Below are 16,258 nucleotides of genomic sequence, written 5' to 3'. Positions count from 1 at the left end.
GAGACGGCACCCTAGGAAAGCGAAGCCATTCAATACGAAGTATTGTATAAATAGAGAACAGCAGTAAGATATTTTCTAATTGAAAATTATCTTACTGCTGTTTTTTTAGGGATTTATGTCCCAGCCTGTTTTATTTTCGACTAGTTTGGAGAATTTATTGACATTCACATTATTTAAACGGCAACAAAGATTGTTTTATTTTGATAGGCATTATATGGTGCTAAAAAATTTGCATGAAAATTAAAAAATGCTTCGTTCAGGAAGGTGTCGTAATTTACCTATTTGCTGAATGAAGCATTTTATTTTTAAATATGATAGCCAATATAACAAGCTATAAATCCAATGATGAATTGTAAAAGTGAATAATTGAGAAAAAGGTTAATATTAAATTTTGGCGTCATCATTAGTGTAAGTTCTTTAGCTAACGTTGAGAAAGTTGTTAAGCCACCTAAAAAACCGGTAACAAAGAACGCAGGGAACCATGAGATTGAAATTGATAAGCCTATAGTTAATCCAATTAAAAAACTACCAACTAGATTTACTATCAATGTTGCGATAGGTAACTTTGAAGTAAATTTATGATTAAAATAATCAGTAATGGCACTTCTAGCAATTGCGCCGAAACCGCCGCCAATCATGACTAAAATGATTGATATCATGATAAACCACCACCTAGTTTTATACCGACGTAACATAACAAAATACCAAAGACATAACTTGTTACAGCATATAGTAGTAAAGTTATAAATTGTTGATGATCAAACATATGTATTAATTCTAATTGAAATGTTGAAAAAGTCGTTAAAGCACCAAGAAAACCAGTCGTAATAGCTTTTTTTAGGGTCGGATGGTTTGAAAAAAATGCAATTGTTAAGGCTGTTAGCAATCCCATTACAAAGGCACCAGTCAAATTGGCTATCAGTGTTCCGATTGGAAAACCTCCGTCAGTATTCAGAAAAGAAATGAGGTAACGTAATAAAGCGCCTAAAGCACCACCGATAAAAATATATACATATTGCATTTGGTTCACCTCGAAAAGAAGTAGTTTGAATTTAAAAAAGAGGTTTTGGCAACACGACGACAAAAATTGTCGATGCATTATCAAACCTCATTATATGTTATATCTTGTTGTATAACTATAGCGATTAGATGCATAGTTATGATTTCGAAAATCTAATATTTTTTATACGCAACAACGTCATCAAATTGTTTTACTCATTATAGCATGATACATTGTATTGTTTTGTATTAACGCTACATTGACATTTTATCTTTTTTAAATAAAACCGAATGTACGAACAATTGAAAAGATATGTACTAAAATAACAATTAGAATAATCCAAGGCAAACTTTTACTCGCAATTCTAATCCAATCTGCATCAGGCTTTAGTGATTTAATTGAACGATCTGCAAAAATTATAGACAAAATTAGTACAATTGAGTTAATAACACTGCAGAAAAGTATTAATTTAATAAAAGAATTAAAAAGTCCACTTAGGAAAACGTTATTTGTATTAAAGAAAAAGCTTAAAATAATCATTAAGCTAGATAAGTAAAAGTATTTTTTTGAACGAGACATGCTAAACCTCCTGGATGGTTATCATTTACATATCGTATCATAAACAATCATAAAACAATAGTTTTATTAACTTGTAGACACAATGTTTGCTAAAGTCATTTTTAAAAAATATAGGCAAAAAATTAGCTATATATTATAAAAGCGTGATATAAATGATTTATATAACAAAGAAATAAAAATCATTTTTTACAAATGGTTGTAAGAAAAAGACATGCAGATGTTGTTAAAATTTTAATAAGAATCAAGGAGGCTATATTATATGGCTAAACTAAATGTAGAAGTATTTGCGGACGGTGCAGATATTGAAGAAATGAAAGCAGCTTATAAAAACAAACAAGTGGATGGTTTTACAACAAATCCTAGTTTAATGGCGAAAGCGGGCGTAACAGATTACAAAGCTTTTGCTGAAGAAGCTGTGAAAGAAATTCCAGATGCTTCAATTTCATTTGAAGTATTTGCAGACGATTTAGAAACTATGGAAAAAGAAGCAGCAATTCTAAAACAATATGGCGAAAATGTATTTGTTAAAATTCCTATTGTAAATACAAAAGGTGAATCAACGATTCCTTTAATTAAAAAACTTTCAGCTGACAATGTGAGATTAAACGTTACGGCTGTTTACACAATTGAACAAGTTAAAGAAATAACTGAAGCAGTAACTGAAGGTGTGCCAACATATGTTTCAGTATTTGCAGGACGTATTGCAGATACAGGCGTAGATCCATTACCATTAATGAAAGAGGCTGTAAAAGTTACGCATAGTAAAGACGGCGTTAAATTATTATGGGCAAGTTGCCGCGAATTATTCAATGTGATTCAAGCTGATGAAATTGGTGCAGATATTATTACATGCCCAGCAGATGTTGTGAAAAAAGTGAATACAAACTTAGGTCGCGATATTAACGAATTATCAGTAGATACAGTTAAAGGCTTTGCGAAAGATATTCAATCTTCAGGTCTTTCTATTCTATAATATATAAATATATTTAAACCCTCATAGGCATTGTGCTTACGGGGGTTTTTCCATCATAGTTATTAATGAAGAAGAAGTCAAAATTCAGCTAAGTAAAAGCGCGAGTTATAAAAAAGTCTAAATTGATTCAACAGGAGTAGAAAAGGAAATTAGTCTCGCATATTTTAGAAAATGAATAAAAACAATTACTATATGCAACTCAAGAATTAAATATTATTTAAGCCACATACCTATTAGAGTACAAAATATACAAGTTGTACTTATATCTAGGTATGTGACTTTTGATTTTAAGCGTAAAGCAAAAGTTTTTATGTTTGTATTAGTTCTAAATTATTTTGCACTTGATGACACGTATTTTTGAGTTTAAGTGGTGACTCAAGTTCAATAAAATAAATATCAGATAGATAATTTGAAAATAATATGAAAGGTTATCTCAAAATTATCTCCATATTATAAAGAGCAGAGCTAACAAGTTATTTAAGAAGTGCATGAATATTACAACTTCTAATCGTTTTGTTTTTATATAAATTAGGCCAAAAATCAAACCAGAATATAAGTAAGGTAAATAACCAATCCAAGTGTCAGATTCGTGTAATGATGCAAAAACTAAACTAGACACAATTAACCCTAAAAACAAGTGTTTTCTGAAGATAACCCTTATTATCATACCGCGAAAAACAATTTCTTCCACAATAGCGGGGATGATGGTAACAGTGAAAATAGAAATATAGAATGGTGTATTTCGTATTGCTTGCTCTAATTGTTGTTCATTTGCCGGTACGTCATGAAAATATAAATAAAGATTATCTAACCCATAAATTAATAGTGCACCGCCTATAATATAAATAACTTGAGACAATGTTAATTTTTTAAAAGAGAATAAATTGATTTTGAATAGCCTCAATAGAATTAAACCTACTAATACAATTAGCATGCTATAAAGTAAATGTACTTCACTGACAACTATGCCGATAAATAAAATGATAGTAATAAAAAATGCTGCCATTAAAGTTAAAAAATAATTTCCTCGTGTAACCGATAAATCATCGTAAAAAAAGTCTTTGAATTTTTGCATGCTAAATCCTTTCTTTTCATTTTTTAAAATTATTTTGAATGCAATATGTTTAAGGATAGATTCATTATATATGAAACATATTTACGATTAAAATTTATCATTGTACCTACCTAAAAAGCATTAGTTTGAAAAATTAGCAGACTGTATTTTAGCGTCAAATCACCATAAATGAAATTGTAATATGGATTTTTGTAGATTTGATACATATATTTCTGTAAAATATATAAAATACACTTTCAATTGACGCTAATGTTTAAAATTACGTCAATATTATAAAGGAGAGAAATCCTTAATTATGAATAAAGCATCATTTGATAAAAAAGTTAAAAAGCAATTATGGTTTTTGAACAAGAAGGAGAAACAAGCATTAGATCAACGATTGTCTTCTATATCTGATGATGACAGCGTTAACTTAAATAAGCCTGTTACCTTTGCTAATGCTTACTTAAGACAAAATGTATTTCGAAATAAAGAAACAAAAAGTTATAGTATGTTTGTTACATTAGTAGTGATGATGTTTGCTTATGTTGCTTTATTAGGTTTGTTTTTATTTGGGCTAATTACAAGTCTATCTGGCGTACAATTTTTCGTTAGTCCTAAGGTAGATTTATCTACAACTGTTGTTATTTTAACAATTATTGGAGCGATTTTATTAATGATTGTTAGCATATATTTTATAAAAATTGTGACATCATACTTTACTAAGAAACTTTTAGAAATTAAATTTAATTCGAAATAGTATTTTCAATGAAGTGCTTCAAAGCTAAACTTTCATGACATTTTTTTGAAACTAGAGAAAATGGCTCATCAACTTCTAGCTGAATGCCTTCTTGAAAATGTATTAATGTTGAATTCCCTATGGCAGTCATACCAACAATATAATGTGCATTGATATAAATTTGTATCGGTGCACGTTTATGTTTTAACGGAAAAAGTATAGTTTTTGGGTTGATGTAAATAGGAACCAGTTTATTAATATTTAGTATGTTTTTTGCAGTCTCAGTTAGCACACTTTGTGATGATAAATGCAATTTCGCATAATATGAAACTAGTTTGTTAATTGGAACTTTAAGAATGTAATCGCAATGTAAAAAGACACAATTTGTTTCGAGATGGTTTGAAGTAGCAGTTTGGATATAAAGTAGATATTTAGTAGAATTGTCTTGCAAATATAGTACTCCTCGTTTAATAAGTTGTTAATTTAATGGTTAAAATAAATTTATATGAAGATGTTAGGGTGTTTCAACATCATTAACACATCGACCGAAATTTCACAATAAACTAATTAAAATTATGTTGGCATTTACGCTTAACGGACATCTTAATTAATTTAATCGTTGAAAGCGATAATGACATGATTTCAGCAATTTCAAATTGCTTGTATCCTTCAAGGTATAGTTTGAGCCATAGTCTTTCTCTATGATTTAAAAGCTTGAAGATATCTTGTAAACGAAGGTCATGTTCATTAAAGTATGTTGGTTGTTCAGTTAATGTTGGTGAATTATTCTCACATAAAATGACATCTTTTAATTGATTTTGTTGTCTGAATAAATCGATAAGGTAATAATTTAATCGAGTGAATAAAAAAGAGGATAAAGATTGCTTGCTTGAGGGTTTATATATCTGACTCAATTGCCACATTTTTATCAAGAGTAATTGATAATACTCATCATAATTATAGCTAATATTATATTTTTTTTAAAAGATGGTGTATGATTTTGTGGTGTTTGTTGTATACGTCATTAAATTTCAAGTAGTCATTCTCCAAGTTATACGTATAACAAATATTTCCGGATAAAGTTAGAATAAAATATTTAGAAAAATCATTCATTTGCGTAATCGCTAAATTAAGTGTTAAATATAAGACATAAGTAATTAATTTAATGTGATATGATGTATTATTACTTTGCTAAATAGTAGATAGAACAAAATTTGTAATCGGGAGGTAACAATGGATTACGCACATTTAAATTTAGAACATTTTTTTGCACGAAACGACGATTTAGATGTTATAAGAGATCGCGCTGATTTCGTGATGATAAATAACTTCACTAATGAAATGATGTATCGTGATGGTCAAATTGAAGGTACGATTGATTTAAATCAGTACTATTATAAAAATAGATCAAATGCAGCAAGTTTTATTATGATGGATTATAAAAAAGAAACTAAGTAAACGAACAAAAGAATTTTTTGTTTTTTAATACGTGAATAATAAGATTATTGATATAAAGGTTTTCAAAGGTTATACAAAAAGATAAAACATTTATGATTCGTAGATCAACGTAAAGTAATGTTGATAAATGGTTTAAAACGTTTCATTTACATTACTGTTTATTTATGAATATGTAACAATGCATAGATAAAATTGTTAAACGGTTTTAATAATGTTAAACTTTATTATCGTAGTCAAACTGAATGTATAACAACAATGACCTAAGAGGTGTGGATATGAATAAACACAAGAAAGGTTCTATTTTTGGAATAATAGGACTTGTTGTCATATTTGCTGTTGTCTCATTTTTATTTTTCTCAATGATATCCGATCAGATATTTTTCAAACATGTTAAATCCGACATTAAGATTGAAAAGTTAAATGTTACATTAAACGATGCAGCAAAGAAACAAATAAATAATTATACGAGTCAACAGGTATCAAATAAAAAGAATGATGCATGGAGAGATGCATCTGCAACTGAAATTAAAAGTGCAATGGATAGCGGTACTTTTATCGATAATGAAAAGCAAAAATATCAATTTTTAGATTTATCAAAGTATCAAGGGATTGATAAAAATAGAATTAAACGTATGTTAGTAGATAGACCAACGTTATTGAAACATACGGATGATTTCTTAAAAGCTGCTAAAGATAAGCACGTTAACGAAGTTTATTTAATTTCACATGCATTATTAGAAACTGGCGCAGTTAAAAGTGAATTAGCTAATGGAGTCGAAATTGATGGCAAAAAGTACTACAATTTCTATGGAGTAGGAGCCCTTGATAAAGACCCAATTAAAACAGGTGCAGAATATGCTAAAAAGCATGGTTGGGATACACCTGAAAAAGCTATTTCAGGCGGTGCTGATTTCATTCATAAGCACTTCTTATCAAGCACAGATCAAAATACATTGTATAGTATGAGATGGAATCCAAAAAATCCAGGAGAACATCAATATGCTACTGATATTAAGTGGGCAGAAAGTAATGCAACAATTATCGCTGACTTTTATAAGAACATGAAGACTGAAGGAAAATACTTCAAATACTTTGTGTATAAAGATGACAGTAAACATTTGAATAAGTAATTTGATAAGCTACGAGTTGTTTTTATGACTCGGACATACTAAAAAGACGCTTTCTATCTTGTTTTGATAGAAAGCGTCTTTTTGCATTAGAGAAAACACATTGATTGATAATCCCACCAATGCAAGTGGGGTAGGACATCGATAAAGAATTACTTTTTCTTTAGAAATTAGTATTTCTTATGCATGCGTTTTACTCATGTATTCCTATTTTTAAGTACACATTAGTTATAGCTAATGATAAAGAACCACTACATAATAAATCATTAGTGTTTTTTTATCATTTCTGTCCCACTCTCATCGTGATTTGAAATTTTCAATTGCGATTTTAATTTCATCTCTTACACGTTGGAACTCTGACCAAGGCTTGCCTGCAGGATCATCAAATCCCCAATGTTCTTTCTTAACATTTGTTGGTAAAGAAGGGCAATTTACGTCTGCATCACTACATAATGTAACAACTAAATTTGAATTTTTAATAATATTATTATCGATTAAATTTGATGTATGATTTGATATATCAATGCCTACTTCTTTCATAGCTTCTATCGCTTTGGGATTAACACCGTGTGTTTCGATACCAGCAGAATATACATTCCAATCATCCGCTAAGATTTGTTTAGCCCAACCTTCAGCCATTTGACTTCGACATGAGTTGCCTGTACATATAAAATAAATTGTTTTTTTAGTCATAACAATCTCCTAATTAATTAAAATATGATAAGTGTTAGATACAACCCTATGAGGGTTATAAATAGTACTGGAATTGTAATGATGATACCAGTTTTAAAGTATGTGCCCCAAGAAATCTTAACATCTTTTTGTGTTAAGACGTGTAACCACAGTAATGTAGCTAAAGAGCCTATCGGTGTAATTTTTGGACCTAAATCAGAACCGATAACATTCGCATAAATTAGGCCTTCTTTTAACATGCCATGGACATTTGATTGACCAATAGCAATCGCATCTATTAAAACTGTAGGCATATTATTCATTATTGATGATAAAAACGCTGAAATGAAGCCCATTCCCAAAATGGTGCTAAATAGACCGTAATTGGAAATATATTCTAATATTTTAGCCAATATTAAAGTAATGCCAGCATTTCTTAAGCCGAATACGACGATATACATACCAATTGAAAATAATACTATATTCCAAGGTGCGCCCTTAATGACTTGCTTAATATTTACAGCATTTGATTTACGAGCCAACATTAGAAAAATAAAAGCAATGATTCCAGTGAAAATCGATACCGGAATTTTAGTAAATTCACTGATTAGATAGCCGAAAAGTAATATAACTAGAACAATCCATGAAATTTTAAATAGCTTTAAATCATTAATGGCATCTTTAGGATGCTTTATATTATTATCATCAAACGTTTTAGGTATCGCCTTTCTAAAATATAACCACAATACTATAATACTTGCTAAAAGCGAGAATAAATTAGGTATAATCATTCTACTAAAATATCGAACGAATCCTACATGAAAATAATCAGCAGATATAATATTCACTAGATTGCTCACGATTAAAGGTAAAGAAGTTGTGTCAGCTATAAAACCACTCGCAATAATAAAAGGGAATATGGCCCGCTTACTAAAACCTATATTTTTAACCATCGCTAATACAATAGGCGTTAAGATTAACGCTGCGCCATCATTTGCGAAAAATGCAGCAACAATGGCACCCAATAATATGATATAAACGAACATTTTTAAACCATTGCCTTTTGAAGCATGAAGCATGTGAATAGCTGACCATTCGAATAATCCAACTTTATCTAATATTAATGAAATAAGAATGACTGAGACAAAAGTCAAAGTAGCATTCCAAACAATACCTGTTACTTCGAAAACATCGGAAAAACTTACAACACCAGTAATAACAGCAATAAAGGCACCAGTTAGTGCGGTAATGCCAATATCTAGGCCTTTAGGTTGCCATAATACAAATAATAAAGTTACTAGAAAAATGAGTGTCGCTAAAGTTGTCATCATTAGCATTCACCAGTCTTAAGGTTATGACAAATACATCGTTGGTTAGAGGTATGAACCTTAGACAAGTTATTAATTACGGACTCAAAAATATTATGATTGAGCTGGTATAAATGTTTATTTCCGATTTTTCGTGTCGTAACTAAGTTGGTTTTTACTAATGCTTTCATATGATAGCTAAGTGTAGGTTGAGAGAATTGAAAATGTGCTAACAAATCACAAGCGCATAACTCTCCACAAGAAAGTAAATCTAGTATTTCTAATCTGCTTGAATCTGATAAAACTTTTAAAAATGTTGCTAGTTCTTTATACGTCATAACATACCTCCTAGACGTTAAATAGATTATCATCTATATAGATGAATGTCTATGTTCCTTTGGTATATTACACGATATGACTATGTAATTTAAATTTGGTTTTAGTATTAAAAGGGTATTAAAGATAAATTATAGATATTGATTTTGCAAAATATACTCTTTGTTCTGCATTGAAAAAGGTGATTAGCCATATCTTGAGTGTATGGCCAATCACCTTAGTTGAATTTATTTTGTAATCAAGGGTATTGATTAAGAAGCTTTGTTTTTACGACTAAAAATCATAAATAGAATTACTAATGAGATTAATATCTTTGCTATAAATTTCAATTTAATTCACCTCGTTAAAAATATTTTAACACAAACACTAAGGTTGATATTAAATGAAAAGTTTTAAATGGTTTAATGGTTGTGAAAGTGAAATAATAGCTTACCTTAATAAATTTTATTGGAAATACCAAATTGCTATAATTATAGGTAATAGTTTAAATATAATATTTTGAATTACAAAAGGATGGATGATATATGCGTGTAGCAATAATAGGCATGGGAACTGCTGGTGTAAGTGTATTGAGAGAGTTAGTTAAGCACCCGAAGTTTAATCAATTAGATATAGATTTATACGATGATAAAGTAAATATGGGACAGGGCGTACCATTTCAAAATGATAGTTCTGAGCTGCTAATTAATATGCCTTCGAAAAAGATGAGTTTAAATTTAGATGATGAGACTGAATTTTGGAAGTGGTATAAACAACAAACTGATTTTAATTTTGATGAACCTGCATATTTACCGAGATTTGTATTCGGACATTATATGAAATCTTATTTATCTATGTTCACGAAAAAATATCCAAATATATCAACTAATTATAATAAAGTTCAAGAGATTTATACAAATTCTAATATCGATGAAACGAATTTAACTTATTACATATGTACTACAAATTCAGGACAATCATGGCAAGCGTACGATTATGTATTTTTAACATGTGGTACATTTGCCTACCATGATCCATATAACTTAAAGGGTAAAAAAGGATATATCGCTACGCCTTATCCAACATATAATACGTTAGACGAAGTAAATGAACTGGACGATATTGCGATTATTGGTACAGGCCTTGCCAGTTTAGATGTTGTCCGTTATGTTGCTGCTCATCATCCAAAATTACCAATTACTATGACGAGTCGTTCTGCTCATTTACCAAGTGTAAGAGGTACAATGATAGACGTGACATTCAAGTACTTAACTAAAGACAAATTAAATGACATTAAAAAACATCATTTCGGCAATGCACCGCTTGATACTTTAGTTTCTTTATTTTTAAAAGAATGTGCTGAATATGACATTGATTTTAAAAAATTAGTACATAGACGTACAGGAAATCATATTGCAGATTTGAAGTATGATTTAGCGCGTCCAACAGAAATGGGCATTTTCCAAAGTATGATTGAACATTTGAAAGAGAATTTAAATTGGATATGGAATAGCTTAAGTATTGAAGACCAACATCAATTTAATCAAAAATACTCAAAGATGATTCAATTAAATTCAAATCCAATGCCTCCAAGAACTGCTGAACTAATTATTGAATTAATAGAAAATAAGTCTTTAATTTTGAAAAAAGATTTAGAAGATGTGAAACATGATGGCAAGTTGTATTATTTTTCATACAAAAACCAAGAATCAGTAGACATATATAATGTTGTCATTAACGCGACAGGTGCAAAAAGTCATTTAAATGAATTGGATCAAGATGATCAATTAATTAAAAATCTTGAAAATAGACAAATTGTACAAGCACACCCAATGGGAGGCATACAAATCATTCCGGAAACCAATCAAGTTATTAGTCCAAGGTTTGGAACATTAACAAATATGATTGCGATAGGTCAAATGACAAACGGTGTTAATAAACTACGAAACGGTGTGAAAATGATTGTAGAACAAGTTGCGCATACAGTATCTCAATTATATGATGCTTTAGAATCGAATGAGCAACAACAGCGCAGTGACAATCAATAATTTGTAACTAGAAGATAATAAAGAGAACGCTCTATAGAGACGAATTGAAGGTTTGATTTTAATGTCTGTTAGTAAGAATCATATCAATGAGATGCCTATAGTACTCAGATTATATTAAATTAAAACCGTCATTAATTGTTTTTTCAGAAAACATATAGTATCATTTTAAATGTAGTTGACATACTACGTACTCAAATAATCTATAACAATTTCATATATAATTCTTTCGGGGCAGGGTGAAATTCCCAACCGGCAGTAAATAAAGCCTGCGACCTGCTAATATGTTTCATATTAGTGGCTGATCTAGTGAGATTCTAGAGCCGACAGTTAAAGTCTGGATGGGAGAAAGAATGTTAATTATCGACAAAGATAATGTAGCGTATTTGTAAAAATGTGTACAAATAGGCTTATTTAACGATAAATTTTTCTCCTTGCATCTTAATTCATGATGTGAGGATTTTTGTTTATAGAGGTGATCATTTGAGTCAATTTATGGATTATGCGATTCAACTTGCAAATATGGTACAAGGTCAAACAGGTGTTAATCCACCCGTTGGCGCTGTTGTAGTTAAAGAAGGTAGGATTGTTGGTATTGGTGCACACTTGAGAAAAGGTGACAAGCATGCGGAGGTTCAAGCACTTGATATGGCACAACAAAATGCTGAAGGTGCGACGATTTATATTACGTTAGAGCCATGTAGTCATTTTGGTTCAACACCACCCTGTGTTAACAAAATAATTGATTGTAAGATAGCAAAAGTAGTATACGCAACAAAAGACAATTCGTTAGACACACATGGTGATGAGACGTTACGGGCTCACGGTATTGAGGTTGAATGCGTTGATGATGAACGGGCATCACAATTATACCAAGACTTTTTTAAAGCAAAAGCAAAGCAACTGCCACAAATTACAGTGAAAGTATCTGCAAGTTTAGATGGTAAACAAGCGAATGATAATGGACAAAGTCAATGGATTACTAACAAAGAGGTTAAACAAGATGTCTATAAGTTAAGACATCGACACGACGCAGTGTTAACTGGAAGACGTACAGTTGAATTAGATGATCCACAATATACTACACGTATTCAAGATGGAAAAAACCCTATAAAAGTAATATTGTCTAAGTCTGGGAATATTCATTTTAATCAGCAAATTTATCAAGATGAATCAACACCAATTTGGATATATACTGAAAATCCAAATTTAACAACCAATCAAACACATATTGAAATTATTTACTTGAAGTCTTGCGATTTAACAACAATTCTTCACAATTTATATAAAAGAGGAGTTGGAACTTTGCTAGTCGAGGCAGGTCCAACCACTACTTCAGAATTTCTCCAATCTAATTATATAGATGAATTTATTCTCTATTATGCCCCGAAATTAATTGGCGGATCTGGAAATTATCAATTTTATCAAACAAATGATGTGATTGAGATACCAGATGCGAACCAATTTGAAATTGTTCATTCCGAGTTATTAAATCAAAATGTTAAATTAACTTTACGAAAGAAGTGATGATGCATGTTTACTGGCATCGTTGAAGAAATAGGTGTCGTTAAAAGTGTTCAAATTCGTCAATCAGTCAGGACGATTGAAATCGAAGCACATAAGATTACGGCAGATATGCATATTGGTGATTCCATCAGTGTTAATGGTGCATGTTTAACAGTGATTGATTTTGATCAGACATCTTTTACTGTTCAAGTAATTAAAGGCACTGAAAATAAAACCTATTTAGCAGATGTTAAGCGACAATCAGAAGTAAATTTAGAGCGTGCCATGAGTGGTAACGGTAGGTTTGGTGGACATTTTGTCCTCGGTCATGTAGATGAACTAGGAACAGTTTCAAAAATAAATGAAACAGCCAATGCCAAAATTATTACGATTCAATGTAGCCAACATATTAATAATCAGTTAGTTAAGCAAGGGTCTATTACTGTGGATGGTGTAAGTCTAACGGTATTTGATAAGCATGATAACAGTTTTGACATTCATCTTATTCCAGAAACGAGGCGTTCAACGATTTTATCATCCAAAAAATTAGGAGATAAAGTACATTTAGAAACAGACGTTTTGTTTAAATATGTTGAAAATATTTTAAATAAAGATAAAGACCAATTATCTGTAGATAAATTAAGAGCATTTGGTTTTTAGGAGGGGTAGCATGCAATTAGATAATATTGACAGTGCTTTAATGGCTTTAAAAAATGGAGAAACAATTATTGTAGTAGATGATGAGAATCGTGAAAATGAAGGTGATTTAGTAGCGGTCACTGAATGGATGAACGATAATACCATTAATTTTATGGCGAAAGAAGCAAGGGGATTAATATGCGCACCAGTGTCTAAAGATATTGCACAACGTTTGGATTTGGTACAAATGGTTGATGATAACTCCGACATCTTTGGTACGCAATTTACAGTAAGTATTGATCATGTAGATACAACAACAGGAATTAGTGCTTATGAACGTACATTGACTGCCAAAAAGCTCATTGATCCTAGTAGTGAAGCTAAAGATTTTAATCGTCCTGGTCATTTATTTCCATTAGTAGCACAAGATAAAGGCGTATTAGCTAGAAATGGACACACAGAAGCGGCTGTTGATTTAGCTAAACTTACTGGTGCCAAGCCCGCTGGTGTCATTTGTGAGATTATGAATGATGACGGCACGATGGCGAAAGGACAAGATTTACAAAAGTTTAAAGAAAAACATCAATTAAAGATGATTACGATTGATGATTTAATTGAATATCGTAAAAAATTAGAACCAGAAATTGAATTTAAGGCAAAAGTGAAAATGCCTACAGATTTCGGAACATTTGATATGTATGGTTTTAAAGCGACTTACACAGATGAAGAGATAGTTGTACTGACAAAAGGTGCAATTCGACAACATGAAAATGTACGCTTACATTCTGCGTGCCTTACAGGCGATATTTTCCATAGTCAACGTTGTGATTGTGGTGCTCAACTTGAATCGTCTATGAAGTATATCAATGAACATGGTGGCATGATTATTTATCTACCTCAAGAAGGTCGTGGCATAGGATTGTTAAACAAATTACGCGCATATGAATTAATTGAGCAAGGATATGATACAGTAACTGCAAATTTAGCATTAGGTTTTGATGAAGATTTGCGAGATTATCATATTGCTGCACAGATTTTAAAATATTTTAACATCGAACATATCAATTTATTAAGTAATAATCCAAGTAAATTTGAGGGATTAAAACAATATGGCATTGATATTGCAGAAAGAATTGAAGTTATCGTACCAGAAACGGTACATAATCATGATTATATGGAAACGAAAAAAATAAAAATGGGTCATTTAATATAGGAGGATTTTAACATGAATTTTGAAGGTAAATTAATTGGAAAAGATTTGAAAGTTGCAATCGTAGTTAGTCGATTTAATGATTTTATCACTGGAAGATTACTTGAAGGTGCAAAAGATACTTTGATTCGACATGATGTTAATGAAGACAATATTGATGTAGCATTTGTGCCAGGTGCGTTTGAAATTCCGTTAGTAGCTAAAAAATTAGCCTCATCAGGAAATTATGATGCAGTAATTACATTAGGATGCGTAATTCGCGGTGCTACGTCTCATTATGATTATGTTTGTAATGAAGTCGCGAAAGGTGTTTCTAAAGTGAATGATCAAACTAATGTACCAGTCATATTTGGTATTTTAACGACTGAAAGTATTGAACAAGCTGTGGAAAGAGCAGGTACGAAAGCTGGCAATAAAGGTGCTGAAGCAGCAGTAAGTGCAATTGAAATGGCTAATTTATTAAAATCTATAAAAGCATAGAGCACTGTTGTGAGTTCATAATCAAAGATTTATAAATGTTTCAGAACTGCCAATATAACATTTAGGAGCCTAGAACATTGATTATTGTTCCAGACTCCTAAATTATTGTTTATGCCATGCTCTATTTACGGCATAAATTTTTAATTGTACTTAAACCTAACATAACTGTAGCTCCTAAAGCTGCAATTATGCCAACACGTTTTAAGCCAGCAGGTTTCACAAATTCTTTTACAGCAAGAGATAGGTTTTGTGGGCGTTCTGCTAATCTTCTCATAAAATACGCAAACCAATCATCGCCATAAGGTACATAAATAGTGAAATTATAGCCTTCATTTGCGATTTCTTCTGCTAACTCTGATCTAAAACCATAGAGCATTTGGAATTCCATACGATCTTTTTCAATGTGATTTTCTTTCATAAATTGTTTTACATGATTAATGATGCGATGGTCATGTGTTGCAATTGAAGTGAAATTGCGTGCGCTTAACAAACGTTGTTCAATTATTTTGATGTAATTTGCATCTACGTCTTCCTTAGATTGAAATGCAATTGATTCGTTTTCTTTATATGCACCTTTAACCAAACGTAATCGTAAATCTTGGTACTTATCAACTAATTCATGGCTATCGTATAAATATGCTTGAATTACAGTACCAACATTTCTAAATTCGCCTTTTAAGCGATCTAAAACTTGAACAATTTGTTGCAGGCTAGCATATTTTTCAGTATCAATATTTATATGCATATTGTTGTAAGTATTTGCTTTAAGTAAAATCTCTCTTAAATTTTGGTAAGCTAATTCTAAGTCGAATTCTGCACCTAACTGACTCAATTTAACAGACATATGTGCCTTTACGCCATGTTGATGAAGCGCGTCCATAATTGTTAAAATTTGTTCTTTAGCATGATTACTTTCTTCAACTGTACCGACAAATTCCCCTAAATTGTCTACTGTAACAGCGATATTCTTGTCATTTAAGTATTCGATTGTATTAATTAACTCTGGAATTGTATTTCCGGCAACGACTTTATTGGCGCCCAAACGTGGGCCCACTTTTTTTGCTGCGTTGTTTAAAAAACTATTATTAGATAATCCGATAAAAAAATTCTTTAATAGTGCCATTGCTACTCCTCCAAACCCTTGTGTTTACAAT

General features: G+C 30.9%; 18 protein-coding genes, 1 pseudogene and 1 riboswitch. Of the genes and pseudogenes, 9 read left to right on the top strand and 10 right to left on the bottom strand.

Annotation, left to right across the window (positions count from 1 at the left end; genetic code table 11):
• Nucleotides 1–305: 305 nt before the first annotated feature.
• The 3 genes from IDG63_RS12875 to IDG63_RS12865 form a co-directional block, all read right to left on the bottom strand.
• Nucleotides 306–659, bottom strand: coding sequence for a fluoride efflux transporter FluC (locus tag IDG63_RS12875; RefSeq protein ID WP_000623471.1), 354 nt, complete (start codon nucleotides 657–659; stop codon nucleotides 306–308).
• Nucleotides 656–1,021 carry a fluoride efflux transporter CrcB gene (crcB, locus tag IDG63_RS12870; protein WP_001200542.1) on the bottom strand — a complete coding sequence of 122 codons (366 nt, stop codon included), beginning with the start codon at nucleotides 1,019–1,021 and terminating at the stop codon, nucleotides 656–658. The genes IDG63_RS12875 and crcB overlap by 4 nt, the downstream gene beginning before the upstream one ends.
• A 255-nt stretch (nucleotides 1,022–1,276) precedes the next feature.
• Complete coding sequence (locus IDG63_RS12865) at nucleotides 1,277–1,579, bottom strand: hypothetical protein (RefSeq protein ID WP_000091445.1); 303 nt, start codon at nucleotides 1,577–1,579, stop codon at nucleotides 1,277–1,279.
• Nucleotides 1,580–1,838: 259 nt separating this feature from the next.
• Between IDG63_RS12865 and IDG63_RS12860 the strand changes: the two genes are divergently transcribed.
• Nucleotides 1,839–2,552, top strand: a complete 714-nt coding sequence (locus IDG63_RS12860; protein ID WP_001096494.1) for a transaldolase — start codon at nucleotides 1,839–1,841, stop codon at nucleotides 2,550–2,552.
• A gap of 439 nt (nucleotides 2,553–2,991) precedes the next feature.
• Here the strand turns inward: IDG63_RS12860 and sdpA are convergent, their stop codons facing one another.
• On the bottom strand, nucleotides 2,992–3,627 hold the full coding sequence (gene sdpA / locus IDG63_RS12855; protein ID WP_001168904.1) for a CPBP family intramembrane glutamic endopeptidase SdpA: 636 nt from the start codon (nucleotides 3,625–3,627) through the stop codon (nucleotides 2,992–2,994).
• Nucleotides 3,628–3,922: 295 nt separating this feature from the next.
• Between sdpA and IDG63_RS12850 the strand changes: the two genes are divergently transcribed.
• Entirely contained in the window at nucleotides 3,923–4,366 is a 444-nt protein-coding gene (locus IDG63_RS12850; protein WP_001030469.1) for a hypothetical protein, read from the top strand.
• On the opposite strand, the gene IDG63_RS12845 is transcribed toward IDG63_RS12850, so the two are convergent.
• Entirely contained in the window at nucleotides 4,353–4,796 is a 444-nt protein-coding gene (locus IDG63_RS12845; RefSeq protein WP_001153745.1) for a competence protein ComK, read from the bottom strand. The genes IDG63_RS12850 and IDG63_RS12845 overlap by 14 nt on opposite strands.
• Before the next feature lie 112 nt (nucleotides 4,797–4,908).
• Nucleotides 4,909–5,380: pseudogene (sigS, locus tag IDG63_RS12840) on the bottom strand (RNA polymerase sigma factor SigS).
• Between the two features lie 198 nt (nucleotides 5,381–5,578).
• On the opposite strand from sigS, the gene IDG63_RS12835 reads away from it, so the two are divergent.
• Entirely contained in the window at nucleotides 5,579–5,803 is a 225-nt protein-coding gene (locus IDG63_RS12835; RefSeq protein ID WP_000384171.1) for a hypothetical protein, read from the top strand.
• 275 nt (nucleotides 5,804–6,078) lie between these two features.
• Nucleotides 6,079–6,933 carry a peptidoglycan release complex glucosaminidase SagB gene (sagB, locus tag IDG63_RS12830; RefSeq protein ID WP_001032833.1) on the top strand — a complete coding sequence of 285 codons (855 nt, stop codon included), beginning with the start codon at nucleotides 6,079–6,081 and terminating at the stop codon, nucleotides 6,931–6,933.
• Nucleotides 6,934–7,227: 294 nt separating this feature from the next.
• Here sagB and arsC read toward each other — a convergent pair whose 3' ends face one another.
• From arsC to IDG63_RS12815, 3 genes are read right to left on the bottom strand one after another with little or no spacing between them, the layout of a single operon-like run.
• A complete protein-coding gene (gene arsC / locus IDG63_RS12825) occupies nucleotides 7,228–7,623 on the bottom strand; it encodes an arsenate reductase (thioredoxin) (protein WP_000163236.1) in 396 nt (131 codons plus the stop codon).
• 17 nt (nucleotides 7,624–7,640) lie between these two features.
• The gene (gene arsB, locus IDG63_RS12820) at nucleotides 7,641–8,933 is read right to left on the bottom strand and encodes an arsenite efflux transporter membrane subunit ArsB (RefSeq protein ID WP_000989121.1); all 1,293 of its coding nucleotides are present in this window, start codon (nucleotides 8,931–8,933) and stop codon (nucleotides 7,641–7,643) included.
• Complete coding sequence (locus tag IDG63_RS12815) at nucleotides 8,933–9,247, bottom strand: ArsR/SmtB family transcription factor (RefSeq protein ID WP_000221179.1); 315 nt, start codon at nucleotides 9,245–9,247, stop codon at nucleotides 8,933–8,935. The genes arsB and IDG63_RS12815 overlap by 1 nt, the downstream gene beginning before the upstream one ends.
• A gap of 522 nt (nucleotides 9,248–9,769) precedes the next feature.
• On the opposite strand from IDG63_RS12815, the gene IDG63_RS12810 reads away from it, so the two are divergent.
• The 5 genes from IDG63_RS12810 (at nucleotide 9,770) to ribH (ending at nucleotide 15,104) form a co-directional block, all read left to right on the top strand.
• Entirely contained in the window at nucleotides 9,770–11,272 is a 1,503-nt protein-coding gene (locus IDG63_RS12810; RefSeq protein ID WP_001261679.1) for an FAD/NAD(P)-binding protein, read from the top strand.
• A 218-nt stretch (nucleotides 11,273–11,490) separates the two neighbouring features.
• Nucleotides 11,491–11,626: riboswitch (FMN riboswitch) on the top strand.
• Between the two features lie 126 nt (nucleotides 11,627–11,752).
• Entirely contained in the window at nucleotides 11,753–12,796 is a 1,044-nt protein-coding gene (gene ribD / locus IDG63_RS12805) for a bifunctional diaminohydroxyphosphoribosylaminopyrimidine deaminase/5-amino-6-(5-phosphoribosylamino)uracil reductase RibD (protein WP_000077344.1), read from the top strand.
• Between the two features lie 6 nt (nucleotides 12,797–12,802).
• Nucleotides 12,803–13,435, top strand: coding sequence for a riboflavin synthase (locus tag IDG63_RS12800; protein ID WP_000493886.1), 633 nt, complete (start codon nucleotides 12,803–12,805; stop codon nucleotides 13,433–13,435).
• A 10-nt stretch (nucleotides 13,436–13,445) separates the two neighbouring features.
• Nucleotides 13,446–14,627: a bifunctional 3,4-dihydroxy-2-butanone-4-phosphate synthase/GTP cyclohydrolase II gene (locus tag IDG63_RS12795; protein ID WP_001175484.1), complete on the top strand. Its 1,182-nt coding sequence runs from the start codon at nucleotides 13,446–13,448 to the stop codon at nucleotides 14,625–14,627.
• A gap of 12 nt (nucleotides 14,628–14,639) precedes the next feature.
• Complete coding sequence (gene ribH, locus IDG63_RS12790) at nucleotides 14,640–15,104, top strand: 6,7-dimethyl-8-ribityllumazine synthase (RefSeq protein WP_001008551.1); 465 nt, start codon at nucleotides 14,640–14,642, stop codon at nucleotides 15,102–15,104.
• A 121-nt stretch (nucleotides 15,105–15,225) separates the two neighbouring features.
• Here ribH and IDG63_RS12785 read toward each other — a convergent pair whose 3' ends face one another.
• Nucleotides 15,226–16,227 carry a proline dehydrogenase family protein gene (locus IDG63_RS12785; RefSeq protein ID WP_001196360.1) on the bottom strand — a complete coding sequence of 334 codons (1,002 nt, stop codon included), beginning with the start codon at nucleotides 16,225–16,227 and terminating at the stop codon, nucleotides 15,226–15,228.
• Nucleotides 16,228–16,258: the final 31 nt, after the last annotated feature.

Origin of the sequence: Staphylococcus sp. EG-SA-14, assembly GCF_017151935.1 — a bacterium.
GTDB lineage: Bacteria > Bacillota > Bacilli > Staphylococcales > Staphylococcaceae > Staphylococcus > Staphylococcus aureus.
This window is presented reverse-complemented; position numbering and strand designations above follow the sequence as displayed.